The organism is Terriglobus sp. 2YAB30_2 (genome assembly GCF_052114765.1).
GTDB lineage: Bacteria > Acidobacteriota > Terriglobia > Terriglobales > Acidobacteriaceae > Terriglobus.
The window spans coordinates 50,126-68,258 of the sequence record NZ_JBFRFJ010000008.1; the positions used below are offsets into that span (position 1 = coordinate 50,126).

At 60.1% G+C, this 18,133-nt stretch carries 14 protein-coding genes; 5 read left to right on the plus strand and 9 right to left on the minus strand.

Annotation, left to right across the window (positions count from 1 at the left end; all coding sequences use genetic code 11):
- Positions 1-77: 77 nt before the first annotated feature.
- Both AB4Y89_RS13275 and AB4Y89_RS13280 read right to left on the minus strand, forming a co-directional pair.
- Positions 78-2,048, minus strand: a complete 1,971-nt coding sequence (locus tag AB4Y89_RS13275) for a CocE/NonD family hydrolase (RefSeq protein ID WP_442301412.1) — start codon at positions 2,046-2,048, stop codon at positions 78-80.
- Between the two features lie 35 nt (positions 2,049-2,083).
- On the minus strand, positions 2,084-2,662 hold the full coding sequence (locus AB4Y89_RS13280; protein WP_442301649.1) for a thiamine phosphate synthase: 579 nt from the start codon (positions 2,660-2,662) through the stop codon (positions 2,084-2,086).
- Between the two features lie 107 nt (positions 2,663-2,769).
- Between AB4Y89_RS13280 and sthA the strand changes: the two genes are divergently transcribed.
- A complete protein-coding gene (gene sthA / locus AB4Y89_RS13285) occupies positions 2,770-4,167 on the plus strand; it encodes a Si-specific NAD(P)(+) transhydrogenase (RefSeq protein WP_442301413.1) in 1,398 nt (465 codons plus the stop codon).
- A gap of 174 nt (positions 4,168-4,341) precedes the next feature.
- Here the strand turns inward: sthA and AB4Y89_RS13290 are convergent, their stop codons facing one another.
- The 3 genes from AB4Y89_RS13290 to AB4Y89_RS13300 all read right to left on the minus strand — a co-directional run bounded on the left by AB4Y89_RS13290 (position 4,342) and on the right by AB4Y89_RS13300 (position 6,388).
- The gene (locus AB4Y89_RS13290; RefSeq protein ID WP_442301414.1) at positions 4,342-4,902 is read right to left on the minus strand and encodes a DUF1579 family protein; all 561 of its coding nucleotides are present in this window, start codon (positions 4,900-4,902) and stop codon (positions 4,342-4,344) included.
- 379 nt (positions 4,903-5,281) lie between these two features.
- On the minus strand, positions 5,282-5,920 hold the full coding sequence (locus tag AB4Y89_RS13295) for a ribonuclease HI family protein (RefSeq protein ID WP_442301415.1): 639 nt from the start codon (positions 5,918-5,920) through the stop codon (positions 5,282-5,284).
- Positions 5,921-6,388 carry a GatB/YqeY domain-containing protein gene (locus tag AB4Y89_RS13300; protein WP_442301416.1) on the minus strand — a complete coding sequence of 156 codons (468 nt, stop codon included), beginning with the start codon at positions 6,386-6,388 and terminating at the stop codon, positions 5,921-5,923.
- A gap of 202 nt (positions 6,389-6,590) precedes the next feature.
- Between AB4Y89_RS13300 and AB4Y89_RS13305 the strand changes: the two genes are divergently transcribed.
- From AB4Y89_RS13305 to bla, 4 genes are all read left to right on the plus strand, one after another.
- Positions 6,591-7,772, plus strand: coding sequence for a pyridoxal-phosphate-dependent aminotransferase family protein (locus AB4Y89_RS13305; protein ID WP_442301417.1), 1,182 nt, complete (start codon positions 6,591-6,593; stop codon positions 7,770-7,772).
- Between the two features lie 88 nt (positions 7,773-7,860).
- Positions 7,861-8,190: a hypothetical protein gene (locus tag AB4Y89_RS13310; protein WP_442301418.1), complete on the plus strand. Its 330-nt coding sequence runs from the start codon at positions 7,861-7,863 to the stop codon at positions 8,188-8,190.
- A complete protein-coding gene (locus AB4Y89_RS13315) occupies positions 8,187-9,329 on the plus strand; it encodes a glutathionylspermidine synthase family protein (protein WP_442301419.1) in 1,143 nt (380 codons plus the stop codon). The genes AB4Y89_RS13310 and AB4Y89_RS13315 overlap by 4 nt, the downstream gene beginning before the upstream one ends.
- A 186-nt stretch (positions 9,330-9,515) precedes the next feature.
- Complete coding sequence (gene bla, locus AB4Y89_RS13320) at positions 9,516-10,364, plus strand: subclass B3 metallo-beta-lactamase (protein ID WP_442301420.1); 849 nt, start codon at positions 9,516-9,518, stop codon at positions 10,362-10,364.
- Between the two features lie 144 nt (positions 10,365-10,508).
- Here the strand turns inward: bla and galU are convergent, their stop codons facing one another.
- The 4 genes from galU to mfd form a co-directional block, all read right to left on the minus strand.
- Positions 10,509-11,387: a UTP--glucose-1-phosphate uridylyltransferase GalU gene (gene galU, locus AB4Y89_RS13325; protein ID WP_442301421.1), complete on the minus strand. Its 879-nt coding sequence runs from the start codon at positions 11,385-11,387 to the stop codon at positions 10,509-10,511.
- 76 nt (positions 11,388-11,463) lie between these two features.
- A complete protein-coding gene (locus AB4Y89_RS13330; RefSeq protein WP_442301422.1) occupies positions 11,464-12,069 on the minus strand; it encodes an AAA family ATPase in 606 nt (201 codons plus the stop codon).
- A gap of 244 nt (positions 12,070-12,313) precedes the next feature.
- Positions 12,314-14,068 (minus strand): DUF885 domain-containing protein, encoded by a 1,755-nt coding sequence (locus AB4Y89_RS13335; protein WP_442301423.1) that lies wholly within the window; start codon positions 14,066-14,068, stop codon positions 12,314-12,316.
- Between the two features lie 392 nt (positions 14,069-14,460).
- The gene (gene mfd, locus AB4Y89_RS13340) at positions 14,461-18,081 is read right to left on the minus strand and encodes a transcription-repair coupling factor (protein WP_442301424.1); all 3,621 of its coding nucleotides are present in this window, start codon (positions 18,079-18,081) and stop codon (positions 14,461-14,463) included.
- Positions 18,082-18,133 lie beyond the last annotated feature (52 nt).

The window sequence follows — 18,133 nt, forward strand, 5'->3', positions numbered from 1 at the left end:
TAAGAAGAGGGCAAGCGCGAAACCTGCCCTCTTAGGTTTTCAACTGGAAACTGGCAACCGTTAACTGGCAACCTGCCTTACTTCACTACAGGCAATTCAATAAAGCTCGCCTTGCCGGATTCGTGCCAGATGCGTTGTTCGGCCTTCTTATAGTCTTCGGGTTTGGCGTCGAAGATATTGGGGACGAAGGTCTGGGGGTTGCGGTCGTAGAGCGGGAAGAGTGTTGACTGGACCTGCACCATGATGCGGTGGCCGGGCTCGAAGGTGTGATTGACCTGCGGCAGGTCGAACTTCACTCGTTCGGGCTCGTTGGGCTTGAAGGCTTCCGGCTTCTCGAAGCTCTTGCGGTAGCGGGCACGGAAGATGTCGAGCGAGACCGGCAGCTCGTAGCCCTTCCAGTCGTCAGGAGCACTCTCGGGATAGACGTCGATCAGCTTCACAGCGAAGTCGGAGTCGGTTCCGGAGGTGGAAGCCATCAGGTTCACAACTGGTGTTCCACTGAGGCGCAGAGGCTCTTTGAGCGGCTCGGTGATGAAGGTCAGGACATCGGGGCGGCCATCGACGAAGCGCTGATCGGTGACCAGCCAGGTACGCCAGTGATCTTCCGAAACAGGACGGGGCAGATAGGGGACAGGCTTCGCCGGATCAGAGGTATAGGCCGTGTACTGTTCTCCGCCTTTGGGCGCATCCCAGCTTAGTGTGCCGTTGGCGGTGAGATAGATCGGTTTGGCGCTGCTCTCGCAACCGCTGCCGCAGCTGAGCGGCCACTTGTCGAATCGGTCCCAGTGGTTGGCGCTGGTGTTGTAGATCAGCACCGGCGGTGTATTCGCTTTGGGAGCACCGTCCACGAGGTACTGCGAGAAGAAGGGCATCATGATCTCGCGGCGGAAGTATTGGGTGGTGTCTCCGTCCCAGACGAATGGTCCCAGCGCGCGTCCTTCGCGATTCACCTGCGAGTGGAACCACGGGCCCATCACCAGGTAGTTCATGCTGTTGTTCTTGTCTTTCGGTTCCGTAGCGCGATAGCTATGGATGGCGCCCCACATGTCTTCCTGATCCCACAGACCCTGCAGCCACATGGTGGGAACGGTCAACGGCTTCTCGATGGAGATCTTGTCCAGAGCCTGGGCCTGCCAGAAGCCGTCGTAAGCGGGATGGGACTCAACTGTTTTCCAGTACGGCAACTGGTCCATGCCATTGGCGCGGGCGTAGTCGCCGGAGGATCCATAGTGCAGGAAGGTTGTGTACTGGTCCTCAGAGATGTGTTTCGGAGCACGGTAGGCGCCACCGCGCTGATTGGTCTGGCCGATGATGTAGTCCAGCATGGTCTCGCGGAAGGCGCCGTAGTGGAACCAGTCATCACCCATCCAGCCGTCGGTCATCGGGCTTTCGGGAAGGGCGACCTTGAGGGCCGGATGCGGGTTCAGCAGGGCCATCTGCACGGTGTAGCCCTCGTAGGAAGAGCCGAGCATACCGACACGGCCGTTGGACTCGGGCACGTGTTTCACCAGCCAGTCGATGGTGTCATACGCATCCATGGTGTCGTCGGCGCCGGTGGCGTTGTAGGGACCGACCTGCGGAGGCGTCATCAGGTAGGGACCCTCAGAGCCGTACTTACCGCGAACGTCCTGATAAACACGGATCCAGCCGGCGTTGACGAAGACCTCGTCGGCGAGGCCAAGCTCGTCGATCATATGGGCTGAGTCCTGCTTCCCTGCACCACGCTCGGGCGAGGCGGCATTGCCGGTCGCGATAGGGGTGCGGGCTGCCGCGGCGCGGGAGGCGGCGTTGTAGGGCGTGCGGGTCAGGATTAAGGGCACGTTCTTCGCGCCTTTGGGGATCACGATGACGGTGTAGAGCTTGGTGCCGTCGCGCATGGGCACCATCTCGACGCGCTTGGTGTAGTCCCACTCGGGCTTGGTCACGGTCTCGGCCTGCTGTTTGGGCGGCGTGAACGAGGCGGGAATATCGTTGTGGATCTCAGTCGTCTGCGCAAAGGCGCAGCCTGCGGCAAAGATGGCGGCTGCGGCAAGGCCGTGAAGCTTCATCGTGCGGGTTCTCCTGTGTGAAATATCAGAATATGTCAGAGGAAGAGCCGGATGCCCGCAATTCCTGCGGCTCCGGCCTCGAGGCAAGCTTTGGTGTTTGCGGCGGTGATACCGCCAAGGGCGAGGACGGGAATCTGGCCGGCGGCAAGGCACGCCTGGCGGAGCAGCTCAATACCTGAACCTTCGGCGACCCGTTCGCCGAGGACGGACTTTTCAAAGACCGGCCCGAAGAGCAGGAAGTCTGCGTCAAGGGAGCGGCAGACGTCGTCGGGGGTGTGGCAGGAGACGCTGATGATGGCCTCGGGAAAGATTGAGCGGACCTGTGCCGGGGTCAGTTCTCCCTCCCGGGAGGTCAGGTGAACTCCATGCGCTCCGGCGGCCAGGGCGACGTCCAGGCGGCCGTTGATCAGCAGTCTGGTCCGGCTGCCGGAGAGTTCGGCGAGCATCTGGCGGGCCAGCGAAACCATCTCCGCAGCCTCTAAGTCCTTTTCTCTCAACTGCAAATAGTCGATGCCGGAGTTCGCCCAACGGCATGCCAGGTCGAGGAGGGCAAGCCGGGCGGCTTGTTCCTCTGATGAAACTATCTTTCGATTGGTGATCGCACACCGAGTCATCAAGGTGACAGTCTAACCCCTGTGTTAGCTTAGGGTTTGACAACGTAGAGAAGCGACCCGTCAACGTATAACCAAACGAGCAAACCGGGGATCATCCTTAAGAGCGCATGAGCAGTGTTTACGATCTGATCGTTATCGGTTCCGGCCCGGCCGGTCAGCGTGCCGCCATCCATGGCGCGAAACTTGGCAAAAGGGTCGCACTGGTGGAGAACCGCGAGGTCGTTGGCGGCGCCTGTATCAATACAGGCACCATTCCGTCGAAGACCATGCGCGAGGCCGTGCTGCATCTCTCCGGCTACAACTACCGCTCCATCTACGGCATGAACTACCGGGTGAAAGAGCGCATCACGATGGCCGACCTGGCCTTCCGTGTGCAGCACGTTATCAAGACCGAGATTGACGTGACCCAGGCGCAGCTCTCACGCAATAACATCGAAGTTCTGACCGGTTCAGCTGGCTTTGAAGATCCCACGCATGTCCGTGTGACCAACTCCCGTGGATCGACGGTGTATGAGGCGGCGGCGACGCTGATTGCGACGGGGACCAAGCCGGCGACCTCGCCGAAGGTGCCGATTAATGGCACGACCGTCATCAACTCCGACCTGGTGCTCGATCTGAAGACTCTGCCCAAGACGATGATCATCGTCGGCGGCGGTGTGATCGGTGTGGAGTACACCTGCATGTTCGCCGCTCTCGGCGTGCGCTGCACGCTGATTGAGCGCCGTCCACGGCTGCTGGAGTTTGCCGATCAGGAGATCGTCGAATCGCTCAGCTATCACCTCCGCGACTCGCGCGTGACCATGCGCCTGAACGAAGAGGTGGAGTCAGTGGAATCGATGGAGGACGGCACGGTGGTCGCCAACCTCGAGTCGAAGAAGAAGGTAACGGGCGATACGTTGCTGTATGCGGTCGGACGTCAGGGCAATGTCGATGAGCTGAATCTTGCGGCGATCGGTGTTGAGGCGGATAACCGCGGCCGTATTCCGGTCGATAAGGACTTCCGCACCAAGTGCCCGAATATCTTTGCCGCCGGAGACGTCATCGGTTTTCCCTCGCTGGCTTCGGTCAGCATGGAGCAGGGCCGTGTGGCTGCGGCGCGTGCGTTTGGCGACGAGACGATTCTGTCGAACCCGAGCTACTACCCGTACGGCATCTACACCATTCCCGAGATCAGCTTCATCGGGAAGACCGAGGAGCAGCTTACGGAAGAGGATGTGCCGTATGAAGTCGGTGTGGCCTACTACCGCGAGATTGCGCGCGGACAGATTCGCGGAGATACGACGGGACGTCTGAAGCTGATCTTCCATCGCGAGAACCACTCACTGCTGGGTGTACACATCATCGGTGAGGGCGCGTCGGAGCTGCTGCACATTGGCCAGGCGGTGATGGCGCTGGGTGGAACGATTGAGTACTTTGTGGACACGGTGTTCAACTACCCCACGCTGGCGGAGTGCTACAAGGTCGCGGCGTTCAATGGATTGAATCGTGTGAGCAAGTTGGATTAGGTTTGTGGGAGTTGAGAAAAAGCCTGCCTCATAGAGGCAGGCTTTTCCGTTTTAAGGACACTTAGCGCGAGTTTTCCCCGTGTCGCCGGAGAGGACATAGGTGTGGCACTAGGCCGCGAAGAACCCATGTTTGTTGCCGCGCGGTGCGCCACAAGTCCCGCCGAAATACGGAACCTACATCTTAGCCGGGGCCGCGGCGGTTACCTTGTGACCTGTCGCTTCTTCAACGACCGCAAACTCTCCACCGTTCTGTGACATCTCGAGCTTGAACGTGTACTCGGTATTGGATACTTCCTTGATGGTGACGCGCACACTCATCTTGGCGTCGCCCATCCTGGATTCGGCGGTCCAGTTCCAGGTGTCGCCGTTCACCGTGCCTTTCGCATCGATAACTTCGCCGGCGCTGGTGAACGCATGGTAGGTATAAACCTTCTCATTCGGGTCATATCCCATGAAGGAGGCGCTCTTCTCCGGCCCCATCGGCCCGGTGCCTTCCGCGTGGCACATGACGAAGAAGCCGCCCGAGTACCATTCGCACGTTTCCGTGGAGGTGAACTTACCTCCGGGCATTGACCCGAATGGTTTGGCCTCGCCCTCCACTTTCCAGGTGCCGACGTTATAGTCGAGCTTCTTCAGCTCAGGTCCTGGCTTCGGTGGGCCCTGGGGCGCCTGTGCCCGGAGTGATGTCGCAAGAAGCATCGTGCAAACCGCGACCAGTACTGTCATTTTCTTCATAATCGCCTCCTGAATCGGCCCCGCCGTGGGTGTCGGCGGATAGAACTCATGTTCACGGCGCGGTGGGGCGTGCGAGGAATGATACATCCGGTCTCTAAATTTTCAACAGAACAATCGCTGTCTTGTCGTAGGCCATCGCGTCGTTGAGAAAAAGCCTGCCTCGTAGAGGCAGGCTTTTTGTTTTGGAGCCGATTCTTGTACTACCCGGGTGCCCCACCCTCACAACGTTAGGGTGGGAAAGGAAGCCACATTGGTTGAACAAAAGACAGATTGTTGCCTCCACGCCCACCCTAGCGTTGCGAGGGCGGGGGCACCCGGGTTGGGTAAAGAAAGCAGGTCCTCCGCTCAGGGATGACAAACAGAGAGCGTATGTGCGGGGCTATTCCTTGATCACCTTCACGAAGGCGCCTTCGGGCAGAGTTGCGCCGCCGAGAAGGTGTACTACGCCATCGCGGACGAAGCCGCGGAGCATAGGGTTGCCGTTGGGATTCGGCGGGGCTGTGGACTTGGTCGGGTAGGGCGTGGCCTTCAGCGGAGCTGGCGGTGGGCCGTCGGGCTTGTTCTCGCGTTTCATGCCGCGGTCCATGGCCTCGTTGGCCAGGCGGTCAGCGACCTTGTTCTTGTTGCGCAGGGCGTGGCCGATCTCGAAGCGATCGAGCTGGCGGATGCGGCGCTTGGCTTCTTCCCACATGGGCTTCAGGTCAGGCGAGCTGACCTTGTACTTGCCCTGGATCTGTTTGACCATCAGCTCGGAGTCCGAAGTAACTTTGAGCCGCGGGATCTTGTGTTCGATGGCGTAGGCAAGCACGGCCAGAAGGCCGGAGTACTCGGCGTAGTTGTTGGTGCGGAAGCCGAGGAACTCGCTCAGCTCCGCGAGGACGGTGCCGTCGGGAGCGTAGAGCACTGCCCCGAAGCCGGCGGGGCCGGGGTTACCGCGTGCTCCGCCGTCGCAGAAGGCTGAGACCCAGCCTGCTTCTTTCGTGGCTTCTTCTGTAAATAAACCCTGTGTCTCGCGCATCTATTTCGCCAGTTCCGCCTTCAGCATCTCGGAGACACGCTTGTTGTCCGCATGCAGACCGCTGGCAGCGATGCGCTGCTGTACAACTTTCATGGCTGCGCCCATGTCCTTCGGCCCGGGTTTGTTGCCGGTCTCGGCAAGGGTGGCGATGGCGCCCTGCACCACGGCGAGAACCTCTTCGTCGCTCGACTGCTTGGGCAGGTAGGCCTCGATGATGACGATCTCGGCCTGTTCCTTCTCGGCGAGCTCCGGACGGCCGCCCTTGGCGAACTGCTCGGCGGCGTCTTTGCGCTGCTTGATCAGTGTCGTCAGAATCTGCTGCTCTTCGGCGTCGGTAAGCGCTTCGCGCTTGTCGATCTCCTTATTTTTGAGCGCGGCCTTTGCCATGCGCAACGTGGTGAGCCGCAGCTCCTCTTTGGCCTTCATCGCGGTGATGATGTCTTTGCCGATCTGTTCTGTGATGGCCATATGCCTATCCTTCCGGTTCTAGAGCATTTCCCTGTTACTGGGTACCCGACGCAGCGTGCAGTGGCGTTTTCATTGCGGAAAACGCCCATAAGATTGTGAAAGCTCTGCGTTACACCAACAGGGAAGATGCTTCCACCGTTACTGATTGTAAGACGCGGTCTGCCTGTTCGCTAATCGACACGGAGACTACAATCAAGGCATCATGATCCGTAAAACACGCCTTTTTACGCCCGGTCCGACACCCCTGCTCCCGGCAGCACAGTTCGCCATGGCAGCGGCGGACATTCACCATCGCACCCCCGAGTTCCGCGCTCTGTTCACCAAGGTGCTCTCACAGTTGAAGGATTTCGTTGGTACCTCCAACGACGTGATTCTGCTCTCTTCGTCCGGTTCGGGCGCCATGGAGGCTGCGGTCTCCAATCTGACTTCGCCCGGCGACCGCGTGCTGGTGGTGACCGCCGGTAAGTTCGGCGAGCGCTGGGTAGGCCTGGCCAAGGCCTTTGGATGTCATGCGGATGTTGTCAGCGCCCCCTACGGCCAGACCGTCTCGCTGGATGCGGTGAAGGCTGCGCTGAAGCCGGATACCACCGCAGTATTTGTGCAGGCGACCGAGAGCTCCACGGGCGTGCGCCACGACGTGAAGGGAATTGCCGAGCTGCTGAAGGCGGAGAAGTCTGAGGCTGTGCTGATCGTCGATGCGATCACCGGTCTTGGCACCACGCATCTCGATATGGATGCATGGGGTGTGGATGTTCTGATCGGAGGCTCGCAGAAGGCTGTGATGATGCCTCCAGGCCTGAGCTACCTGGCGGTGAGCCAGCGTGCGTGGGATCGGATGGAGACCTCCAAGAATCCGCGTTACTACTTCGACCTGCGCAAGGAACGCAAGAACGCGGCCAAGGGCGAGTCTGCCTACACGCCACCGGTTTCGCTGATTGCTGCTCTGGGTGCTTCGCTGGACTACATCGCGGGTCAGGCTGATGGCGACCTGAAGGCCGGGCGCACCAAGCTAGTGGACAATGCCGAGACCTGCGCCGCGATGACGCGCGCCGCGGCTGAGGCTCTGGGGCTGAAGCTCTTCGCTCCCAAGGGTTACGAGGCTGCTGCCGCCACCGCGATTCTGCCTCCCGAGGGTGTTGATTCGGGTGTGATCGTGAAGGGGCTGAAGTCGAAGTTCGCGGCTATTGTCACCGACGGTCAGGGCGAGATGAAGGGTTCGCTCTTCCGCATCGCGCACATCGGCTTCTTCGACTACCTGGACACCATCGCCATCATCGGCGCTCTGGAGCAGGTTGCCGTTGCCGCCAAGCTGCCGGTGCCTGGCCTTGAGTTCGGTAAGGGACTCATTGCCGCGCAGAAGGTCTTTGCCGAGCGTGTGAAGTAACTCTCTGTCAGAAGCTTCCGCCGTGGGTATGTCTCACGGCGGAAGCTGTACTCTTCCATAAGCCACTGAAACACTTCGGCTCAAACCCATGAAACGCTCCGCGCACGTTACTGCACCACTTCTCGCTGCTACCGCGCTTGCTCTGCTCACTGCCTGCAAACAGAAAGAGATGCAGCGGTGCGTCGATGAAAGCGGCGTGGTTGTGGACAACAGCCTCTGCGGTTTGCCGCAGCAGCCGGTCTCTAATCAGCCCGGATATATCCCTCACATCTATCGCTATTACTACGGCGGTTGGGGTAACTACGCCCTCGGCACGCGTGTCGGCGGCGGCAGCTATGTTCCGCTTGCGGGGCACAGTTATGGCACCGTCAGCCGTGGTGGTTTCGGCAGCTCCTTTGGCCACGGAGGTGGCGAATGAAGCGTTCCAGCGTCTCTCCTCGCAGTGACTGGCAGCGGATCGTCGAAGAGCAGGGCCTCACCTTTCACACGCTGGAGGATGGCTCGCCGTACTGGGATGAGTCGGCCTGCTATGAGTTTTCGTCCGCCGAGGTCGACATGCTGGAGGCTGCGGCCAATGAGATGCAGCAGATGTGTCTCGCCGCCGCCCAGCATGTCATCGACAACCAGCGCTACGACGAGCTGGAGATCGCGGGCGAGGCTGTGCCAATGATTGAGTGGGCGTGGGAGCAGGAACCACCCGCGATCTATGGCCGTTTCGATTTCAGCTATGACGGTGTGACACCGCCAAAGCTATTGGAGTACAACGCAGACACGCCCACGGCATTGCTGGAGGCCGCAGTCATCCAGTGGACATGGATGGAGCAGGTGCGTCCGGGAACAGACCAGTTCAACTCGATCCATGACCGTCTGATTGCCAAGTGGAAGGACGTTGCTCCGTATCTTTCGAAGCCGGTGTATTTCGCAAGTGTCAACGCTCCGGAGGATCTGCTGACGGCGACGTATCTGCGGGATACGGCGGAGCAGGCGGGCATTCCCACCGGACAGTTGCTGATGGAAGAGATCGGATGGGACAGCGGCCGGCGCATTTTTGTCGATCTGGAAAACCGTCGCATCGACTCCATCTTCAAGCTCTATCCATGGGAGACGATGGTGGAGGAGGAGTTCGGCGCTTCGGCGCTGGAGATCTACCAGGAAGTGAAGTGGATGGAGCCCATCTGGAAGATGCTGCTCTCGAACAAAGGCATCCTGGCGATCTTGTGGGAGCTGTATCCGGATCATCCCAATCTATTGCCGGCATACTTCGCGGATCTGAGCGTGCCGCCTGCACCGGGAACGGTGCGTAAACCGATGCATTCGCGTGAGGGCGCAAATATCACGCTGGTGCGTGCGGACGGAACGGTCTACGCCACCGAGGGCGACTATACGGAGCGGTTGTGCGTGGATCAGGCGCTGGCGCCGCCGGCGGTCTTCGATGGACAGTATCCGGTGCTGGGGCTGTGGATGATCGATCAGGAGTGCGGCGGTATGGGGATTCGCGAGTCTTCTGAGCCGGTTACGGGGAATTTCAGCCGCTTCGTTCCACATTTTTTCCGCTAAGCATTTCCGTGCGGGCGTAGCGTAGGGCTTCCACATCTATGGGCGTTTTCCTCAATGAAAACGCCGCTGTACGCTCCTTTCGGGATACCCCGTAACAGGGAAATGCTTTAAATCCACAGATGTTATCCACCGGAGCATCAGCAGGGTTAATACAACCTTTGCTTGCAGCGGGCGTAGGCTAGGCGCATGATCCGTCGCCTCGCCCTTTTTGGCGCCCTGTTTGTGTGCTCGTTGTGCGCGCATGCCGCTGTGTATCCGAACTTTCCTCCGCACAAGATTGCGGGGAATCTCTATTACGTTGGCGACAGTTTTGAGGCGGCGTTTCTTATCGTGACGCCGCAAGGCAACATTCTGTTGAATGTCGGCGATCAGGACGAGATCAAGCTCGTGAAAGAGAACGTCGCTGCACTGGGCTTCAAGTGGACAGACACCAAGCTGTTGCTCTCAAGCCAGGCGCACTTCGACCATGTGGGAGCTGCGGCGCAGGTGGTGAAGGAGACAGGAGCGAAGTTCCTGGTGATGGATGGCGATGTGGATCTGGCTGAGTCGGGCGGTAAGAAGGACTTTGCTTACTCTGCTCCGAAGTACCAGTTTCCGCCGGCACATGTGGACAAGGTGCTGCATGACGGCGAGTTGGTGCAGTTAGGCGGAGTGAAGTTGGTGGCCCACAAGACTCCGGGACATACGCGCGGTTGCACTACCTTCACGATGCAGGTCAGTGAGGGCGGTAAGAACTACAACGTGGTGATTGTCGGCGCGGGTGGCGCCAACTTTGGCGATGCCGGGTATGAGCTGGTGGGCAACAAGGTGTATCCGCAGATCGTGAGCGATCTGCGTAAGAGTTATGCCGTGTTGCATTCGCTGCCCTGCGACATCTTTCTGGGAGCGCATGGCCAGTACTATGGGCTGGAAGAAAAGTACCCGCGTTCGAAGACGGAAGGTGTGAAGGCGTGGGTCGACTCGGCGGGGTATAAGGCGTATGTGGATGGGAAAGAGAAGGAATTTGAGAAGCAGTTGCTAGTTGCTGGTTCCTAGTTGCTAGTTTTCTACTCCCTGAAGTTCTCTGGCAGAGAAGCAGATTTCTCCGCTCCGCTACGAAATGACAAAAAAGGAAGAAGGGCGCGGCCATAAGCCGCGCCCTTCGTTTTCAACCAGCAACTAGCAACCAGGAACCAGCAACTAGATGGGGAACGTCTTCAGCCACTCGCGGAACTTCGGTCCGAGATCATCGTGCTTGAGGGCGAACTCTACGGTGGCCTTCAGGAAACCGAGCTTGTCGCCGGCATCGTGGCGCTTGCCTTCGTAGGTGAAGCCGTAGACCTTTTCGTACTGCAGCAGGGCCTTGATGCCGTCGGTGAGCTGCAGCTCGCCGCCCGCACCGGGGGTGATGGTCTCAAGCATCTCGAAGATGCGCGGTGTCAGGATGTAGCGGCCGATGATGGCGTTCTGGCTCGGCTGGGTGCCGGGCTTAGGCTTTTCGACCATGTCCTTTACAGCGAGCAGCTTCGGGTTATTTGCGTCGGGGGTGCAGTCCAGGCAACCGTAGGCAGAGATGGCATCACCCTCCACGATTTCGGAGCCCAGGATGGAGGCCTGTGTTTCGTTGAAGGCATCCACCATCTGCTTCATGCAGGCGACGTTGGCATCGACGATATCGTCGGGCAGGATGACCGCGAAGGGCTCATCTCCGACCAGTGCCTTGGCTTGGAGGACAGCGTGACCGAGGCCGAGGGCTTCAGCCTGACGGGTGTAGGTAATCTTTGCCAGCTTCGAGACGGAGCGGGCGACTTCGAGCAGAGCAGTCTTGCCGCGAGCTTCGAGAGAGGCTTCCAGCTCGGCAGACTTATCGAAGTGGTCTTCCATGGTGGTTTTGCCACGGCCGGTGACGATGATGATCTCTTCGCAACCGGCGGCGACGGCTTCTTCAACGCCGTACTGGATCAGTGGCTTGTCGACGAGCGGCAGCATCTCTTTGGGAGTGGCTTTGGTTGCAGGAAGGAAACGGGTGCCCATACCTGCGGCTGGAAAAACTGCTTTACGGACTTTCATGAATGCCATGAGCGAAAAAGTGTCCTTATCGTTACTTGAGTACCGTCATCGTACCAAATCAATTAGGCGTAGACGTTTATATCAATTACGATGCGTCCGGGCTGCATTGCCGTTTGTCCGCAGCGCGAGGATTTTCCGAGGTTTTTGAGCTACGTTGCAGCGTTTCGATCACGAAATCTGCACGTTCGCGGATGCCGACCTTCGGCAGCAGAATGACCTCGTAACCCAGGATTGGGTAAGTCTTAAGCAATCTGTCATATTCGGCTACCGCTTCGTCAAAGCTGTGGCGGCGCTCCGCATCGGTTCCGTAGATCTCCGGCCAGGGAGGCGCAAGAAACACCTGTGGATGGTAACGATGTTTCGGGCCGAGTTCTTCCAGGACAGGTTCGCCAGTGACATGCCGCAGCGCTGAGGCTGCGTCGATTAGTCCACGATCGAAGAAGACCCAATCCTGCGATGGGGCCGCGTCGCAATCAGCGAGAGAGATGGCGATTGCGCGGCGGAGGAACGCTGCCACGTCCATCCATGGCAACGTCAACCCTCCTTGTTCTGTCTCTTCCCGGACAATCCGGCGGCCGGGCTCTTCGACAACGCTGTAGCCTCTGCGCGCGAGCTCTTCGAGGAGCGACGATTTTCCTCCTCCTGAGCAGCCTGAGAGGATTACGAACCGGTACATAGGCAATATCGACATGGAAACGGCATAGTCTCCTTGCCCCATTCTTCGCGATCCTATTGCGAAAGGGTGGATCCCCGGCGAACTTGTTCGCTGGGTTTGGCGTGGGGTATCGCGCTTCGCGCGACCGTCTTTTCTTTTACTCCAACCGATCGTTCAGAAAGATCTATTTAAGTGCTCGGGAGAGTGAAGGCCGGGCCCATGTCCCTAAGGGGACATGGGGCACCCGGTGCATGGGTTATATCGAGTGCGTCGATGCAGCTTAGAGCACTGGAGAGTTGTCGTGGAGCATGCTCTTGCGGATGATCTTGATGGGCACCGGCCCCTGGCGCATCAGGTCGTCGTGGAACTTCTCCAGGCTGAAGGCAGCTCCCTGCTTCTTCTTCACGTCGTCGCGCAGCTTCAGAATCTCCAGCTTGCCCAGCGTGTAGTACATGTAGAGCGCATCCGCGGTGCCGCGCTTGGTCTCCACCATGGCGGAGGCGCGTGACTGGTAGCCCTCCTTCACGAAGAAGTCCACGCCCTGGTCGAAGGTCATCTGGCCGGTGTGCATCTTCAGGCCGACGATAAAGCGGGCGTTGCGGAGAAGGGCATCCTGCAACTGGCCGAGCCGGATGAGCTTCGCTTCGCGGTCATCCTTCGCGCCGGCACCGGGCTGACCGTAGCCTTCGTCCAGCATCATCTGCTCCGTGTAGTGAGCCCAACCTTCGACGTTGCTGGCAGACATGGTCAGCTTGCGGACCTTAGACGGGAACTGTGACTGCCACAGGAACTGCACGTAGTGGCCGGGATAGGCCTCATGCACAGCGGTAGAGATGATGGTGCCGATGTTGAAGCTGGCCATGTGTTCGGCAACGTGCGCGGCGGTCCAGTCTTTTTCAGGCAGGGTGACGTTGAAGTAAGCCTTGGTCGAGTTCTTCTCGTAGGCGCCGGGCGAGTCCATGCTGGCGAAGGTGGTGGCGCGCATGAAAGGCGGAGTCTCTTCCAGGGTGGGCTGAACATCGCTGGGAATGGTGATGATCTTCTTCGCGCGGGTGAAGCTGATCAGCGAGTTGAAGGTGTCCTGAAAGGCGTTCAGCAGCTTGTCCGGAGCCGGGTGAATGTTACCCAGTTCGGCAAGTACTTGCTCGGGTGTTTTGGCGGGATCGAGCTCTTTGGCGATGCGTGCGAACTCAGCCTGATTGGCGCGCATATTGGCCATGTCGATCTCGACCAGCTTGTCCAGCGGCAGGTCGACCATTTCATCCAGAGCCAGCTTCTTGCGGAAGGTCGCTTCACCAAAGCGGAAGTCGCCGTTGGAGCGGGGCAGCAGGTCGCTCTTCAGCCAGTCGCCGTAGCTCTTCAGGGCGTCGATAACAGCCTTGTTGGATTTGGCGAAGTCGGCCTTGGTCTCCGCGTTGGTAGCTTTGCTGAAGGCCAAGGGGACGTCGTTTTCGAAGAACGAGACGATGCCGGGGATCTGCTCGATGGCGATCTCGGTGTAGATCTTCGGAGGATTCTTCAGGTTCTTGCGTGCTTCCAGAAAGACCTGGGGCATCAGCTTCTCGCGCTCTACGGCGGCGCGAAGACGTGTGTCCACGGGAGCGAAGTCGCGACTCATCAGGACGAAGATGCTGTTGGTGATGCCGGAGGAGTAGTTGTCCGGGTTCTTCTCCCACATGCGGATGGTCTCGAGCGAGAGCAGGTTGGACTCGATGTTGTTCAGCAGGACCTGGCGATCGTCGGCGACAGAGCCATCGAGGCCGTCGGGGGGCACTGCTTCAAACTTCTTCTGCCACTCGCGCATGGATTTGATCTGCGTCTGAACAGCGGCGGCGGAGTAGTCTTCGAGGCGGCCGTCGTACTGGTGGAAGCCGGCCTGGGTGCCGTAGGTCGGCGTGAAGTTGAAGACGTCATCGAAGTACTGGTCGACGTAGAAACGGAAGGTCTGCTGCGCTCCGTCGGAGGAGATCTTCTGCGCGGGTGCGGCGGCGGTAGTCATAGCGGCTCCGAGAGCGAGGATGGCGAGTTTCTTCATCGGTAGAAGTCGTCCTGAGGGAGTGGTTCCTTGCTGCATTGCAGTTTACTGCGGGGAGGCAGTTGCTGGTTGCTAGTTCCTGGTTGCTGGTTGGGATCGCGCTTTGCGCGATCGGTTTTTATCCTTGCTGCACAAGGAAAAGTAAGGGTAGAGAAGCAGATTTCTCCGCTCCCGTTGATCGACCACCCCAACCAGCAAGCTGGTCGGGGACCCCGGCGCTACGAAATGACACACAAAAAGACGGATCGAGCTAACGCTCGATACTCCCACATAAGCTTCGCGTATGTGGGGCACCCGCCGATATCCCACCCATCGTTTAGCGCAATGGATGGGGCACCCAGTGTATGGGTTACAGATTTGTTGACACTCCCAGCTGCGGGTTTTGGTCGCTGCTACGCCGGGCGGAGGACCAGTTGTTCCAGCAGGGAGCGGGTTTCGGCCAGTACGTCTTCCGCTTTGGCGGAACTGAGCGGCCAGCGCAGAACGCCCTGGGGAGAGAACTGGGCTCCGCGTTTGGCGTAGCGGGCTACCAGCTTCATCAGCTCGCCTGGGTCGATCATGCTCTTCGGATCGAAGCGGACGTGCAGCATCTCTACGTTTTCCTTCTTCCTGGCGATCTCGATCTGCGTGCGCTTGCGGTCGATCTGGGAGACGCAGAGACGTTCCGCCGTCAGGCGCAGCTCAGCGGCGGAGAGCAGGTTGAGCACGGAGTCGGGCAGGGTGCCGTAGCGGTCGATCAGCTCGGCGCGGACGTCTGCGAGTTCAGCATCGTTGGCGGCCCCGGCGATGCGTTTGTACATGCGCAGGCGCTGATTCTCTTCTTCGATATAGTCGCTGTCGATGCGTAGCGAGATGCCGAGGTTGAGCTGGACGGGCTGACGTTCCTGCTTCTCCTCGCCCTTCATCTTGGCGACGGCTTCTTCGAGCATGGAGGTGTACATCTCGAAGCCGATGGCTTCGATGTGGCCGCTCTGCTCGCCGCCAAGCATGTTACCTGCGCCGCGCAGCTCCAGGTCGAGTGCGGCGATCTTGAAGCCTGCGCCGAGGTCGGAGAACTCTTTCAATGCGGCCAGACGGCGGCGGGCTACTTCGGTGAGCTCGGTCTCCGGTGGAATCAGGAGATAGGAGTAAGCGCGACGGTTCGAACGGCCTACACGGCCGCGGAGCTGGTAGAGCTCGCTGAGACCGTGACGGTCGGCACGATTGATCAGGATGGTGTTCGCCAGTGGGATATCGAGGCCGTTCTCGATGATGCTGGTGGCTACGAGTACGTCGTACTCGTGATGCATGAAGGCAAGCATCACGCGCTCAAGCTCGGCTTCGCCCATCTGTCCGTGAGCGACGACCACGCGTGCCTGCGGCGTCAGCTCGCGGATCCGCGAGGCGATATCGTAGATAGTTTCGACGCGGTTATGGACGAAGTAGACCTGGCCGCTACGCTCGAGCTCCATCTCGATGGCCGTGCGCACGATCTTCTCGTCGAACTTGGCGACGATGGTCTGGATGGCCATGCGGTCTTTGGGCGGCGTCTCGATGACGCTCATATCGCGCAGACCGACGAGCGACATGTGCAATGTGCGGGGGATAGGCGTGGCCGACATGGAGAGCACGTCAAGATGCGCGCGGAACTGCTTCATGCGTTCCTTGTGGCGCACGCCAAAGCGCTGTTCTTCATCGACGATCAGCAGACCGAGGTCCTGGAACGCCAGGTCCTTGGAGAGCAGGCGATGGGTGCCGATCAGGATGTCGATCTTGCCGGCGGCGGCGTCTTCCGCGATCTTCTTTTGTTCCTTTGCGGTGCGGAAGCGCGAGATCATCTCGACGGTGACGGGGAACTTGGCGAAGCGCTTCTTGAAGCTCTCGTAGTGCTGGAAGCTGAGCACGGTGGTGGGTGTGAGCACGGCCACCTGCTTCGAGTCCTGCACGGCCTTGAAGGCGGCGCGCATGGCGACTTCGGTCTTGCCGTAGCCGACGTCGCCGCAGAGCAGGCGATCCATGGGCTGGGTTGTCTCCATGTCGCGCTTGATGTCGGCGATGGCGGAGAGCTGATCGTCGGTCTCGTTGTAGTCGAAGGCGTCTTCGAACTCGCGCATGAGGTTGCTGTCCGGCGAGAAGGCGAAGCCCTGCGCGGCTTTGCGCTGCGCATAGAGCTTCAGCAGCTCGTCGGTCATGTCCTGCATGGCCTTCTTGACGCGCGCTTTGGTCTTGGCCCACTGCTGGCTGCCCAGGCGGTTGAGCTCGGGAGCCGGACCGGTATCAGTAGAGCGGTACTTCTGGATCAGGTCGAGCCGCGTGAGGGGGACGTAGAGCTTGGCTCCCTCGGCGAACTCAAGGATCATGAGCTCGAGCGGAATGCCATCCTGATCGATGGTGCGCAGGCCCTGGTACTGGGCGATGCCGTGCTCCACGTGGACGACGTAGTCGCCCATGGCGAGGTCGCGGAAGTCGGAGACGAAGGCGGAGGTCTTGGACTTTTTGAAGGTGCGCCGCGGAGCAATGTCGGCTTCGTCCTGCAGGTCCTGCGCTCCGTAGACGACGAGTTGGCGGGCGGTGGCCTGGTCGAGGTCGAGGACGTGAACGCCGTTCAGGATGGCGGCGCGGACGATGACCGGTGTGTTCGCGCTGCCGGAGAGGTAGGTGGTCTCGTCGTAGATGGTTGCCGAGCCGCTGCTGGTCTGTGTGCGCGAGCCGATGCGGTACGGGACCTTGTACTCCTGCAGCAGGCCGGCGAGGCGCTCGACTTCGCCCTGGTTGGGAGCGGTGAGAACGATGCGCGAGTCCTGGTTCATCAGGGAGCGAAGCTGTTCTACGAGAGCAGGAATCGAGCCGTGGAAGCGGGTTGTGGGCCGGGTGGGTATCTCGATGCCGCTAAGGGCGTCGACCTGTGTGTCCAGCACATCGACGGCGCCGAGCTGGTCGAGCTCGATGCCGGGCATGCGGCGGACGCGGTCTTCCAGGTCCCAGGGTGAGAGATAGATATCTTCGGCGCGGACCAGCGAGCCGATGGCAGCGCGGTCGTGTGCCTGCTCCAGCTTGTTCCACCAGCGCTCACCCTGGTTTTTGACCATGGCGGGCTCTTCGACGAAGACGCGCGTGGTGGGGCCGAGCAGGGCGAGGAGATCGCTGTTGGCTCCGGCGACCGGCGCGTAGAACTCCCATCCGGGGAAGACGGTGGCTTCGCCGTAGGTGGTGCGGAGCTCGCGGGGCTGCTCGCTGCCCTCCAGGGCTGCTCCGGCCTCGCCTGCGCGGGTGAGGCGGTTATTGATGGCGGTCAGGAGCTTCTCAGTAACCGGAGTTTCGGTAAGCGGCAGCAGCAGGGCTTCTTCGAGTGGAGTGGAACTGCGCTGGGTTTCCGGATCGAACTTGCGGATCGTCTCGATCTCGTCGCCGAAGAAGTCGATGCGGACGGGGCGATCCTGCTCGGGCGAATAGAGGTCGATGATGCCGCCGCGGTGCGTGACCTGGCCGGGCATCTCGACAACGTCGACGCGGGTGTAGCCGACGGAGAGCAGGTGTTCAAGCAGCATCTCTGGGATATGCTCTTCGCCGCGGCGCAGATGCAGGGCGAGGCCGGCATAGTGCTCGCGGGAGAAGAGGCGCATGCAGGCCGACTCCATGGGCGCGATGACCAGCTTTGCGGTGCCGCTGGCGATCTTCCAGAGGGTGGCGGCGCGCTGCTCCTGGATCTCGGCGTGCGGCGAGAGGTTCTCGAAGGGGAGTACGTCGTGCGAGGGCAGGCGGAGGACGGTTTTGGGGTCGAGTGCTCCGGTGAGCTCACAGGTCTCGATCAGGGCGCCGTGCAGGGCTTCGGCGGCCTTGTTGTCGGGGACGATGACGAGGCAGGGGGTGTGGCTCGCGCGGACGAAGTAGGGCAGATACAGGGCGCGAGCGGTAAAGGTGAGCCCAGAGACACGACGACGCCCCACACCGGCACTCAGGTGGCGGCGCACACGTTCGTACGGCTCAGTATGTTCCAGTTCCGCAAACAGCTCGCGGACAAATGGAAGAATCATCTCTTTCCAGTGTAATTCGCTCAGTGGTGATGTGCAGACGTTTGAAAATGAG

Bases quoted from the DNA above. Each gene is read 5' to 3' on its own strand.
- galU (WP_442301421.1), bottom strand. From the start codon at position 11,387: ATGGCATTCATGAAAGTCCGTAAAGCAGTTTTTCCAGCCGCAGGTATG.
- sthA (WP_442301413.1), top strand. From the start codon at position 2,770: ATGAGCAGTGTTTACGATCTGATCGTTATCGGTTCCGGCCCGGCCGGT.
- AB4Y89_RS13280 (WP_442301649.1), bottom strand. From the start codon at position 2,662: ATGACTCGGTGTGCGATCACCAATCGAAAGATAGTTTCATCAGAGGAA.
- AB4Y89_RS13335 (WP_442301423.1), bottom strand. From the start codon at position 14,068: ATGAAGAAACTCGCCATCCTCGCTCTCGGAGCCGCTATGACTACCGCC.
- AB4Y89_RS13300 (WP_442301416.1), bottom strand. From the start codon at position 6,388: ATGGCCATCACAGAACAGATCGGCAAAGACATCATCACCGCGATGAAG.
- AB4Y89_RS13290 (WP_442301414.1), bottom strand. From the start codon at position 4,902: ATGAAGAAAATGACAGTACTGGTCGCGGTTTGCACGATGCTTCTTGCG.
- AB4Y89_RS13275 (WP_442301412.1), bottom strand. From the start codon at position 2,048: ATGAAGCTTCACGGCCTTGCCGCAGCCGCCATCTTTGCCGCAGGCTGC.
- AB4Y89_RS13310 (WP_442301418.1), top strand. From the start codon at position 7,861: ATGAAACGCTCCGCGCACGTTACTGCACCACTTCTCGCTGCTACCGCG.
- AB4Y89_RS13330 (WP_442301422.1), bottom strand. From the start codon at position 12,069: ATGTCGATATTGCCTATGTACCGGTTCGTAATCCTCTCAGGCTGCTCA.
- AB4Y89_RS13305 (WP_442301417.1), top strand. From the start codon at position 6,591: ATGATCCGTAAAACACGCCTTTTTACGCCCGGTCCGACACCCCTGCTC.
- AB4Y89_RS13315 (WP_442301419.1), top strand. From the start codon at position 8,187: ATGAAGCGTTCCAGCGTCTCTCCTCGCAGTGACTGGCAGCGGATCGTC.
- AB4Y89_RS13295 (WP_442301415.1), bottom strand. From the start codon at position 5,920: ATGCGCGAGACACAGGGTTTATTTACAGAAGAAGCCACGAAAGAAGCA.
- bla (WP_442301420.1), top strand. From the start codon at position 9,516: ATGATCCGTCGCCTCGCCCTTTTTGGCGCCCTGTTTGTGTGCTCGTTG.
- mfd (WP_442301424.1), bottom strand. From the start codon at position 18,081: ATGATTCTTCCATTTGTCCGCGAGCTGTTTGCGGAACTGGAACATACT.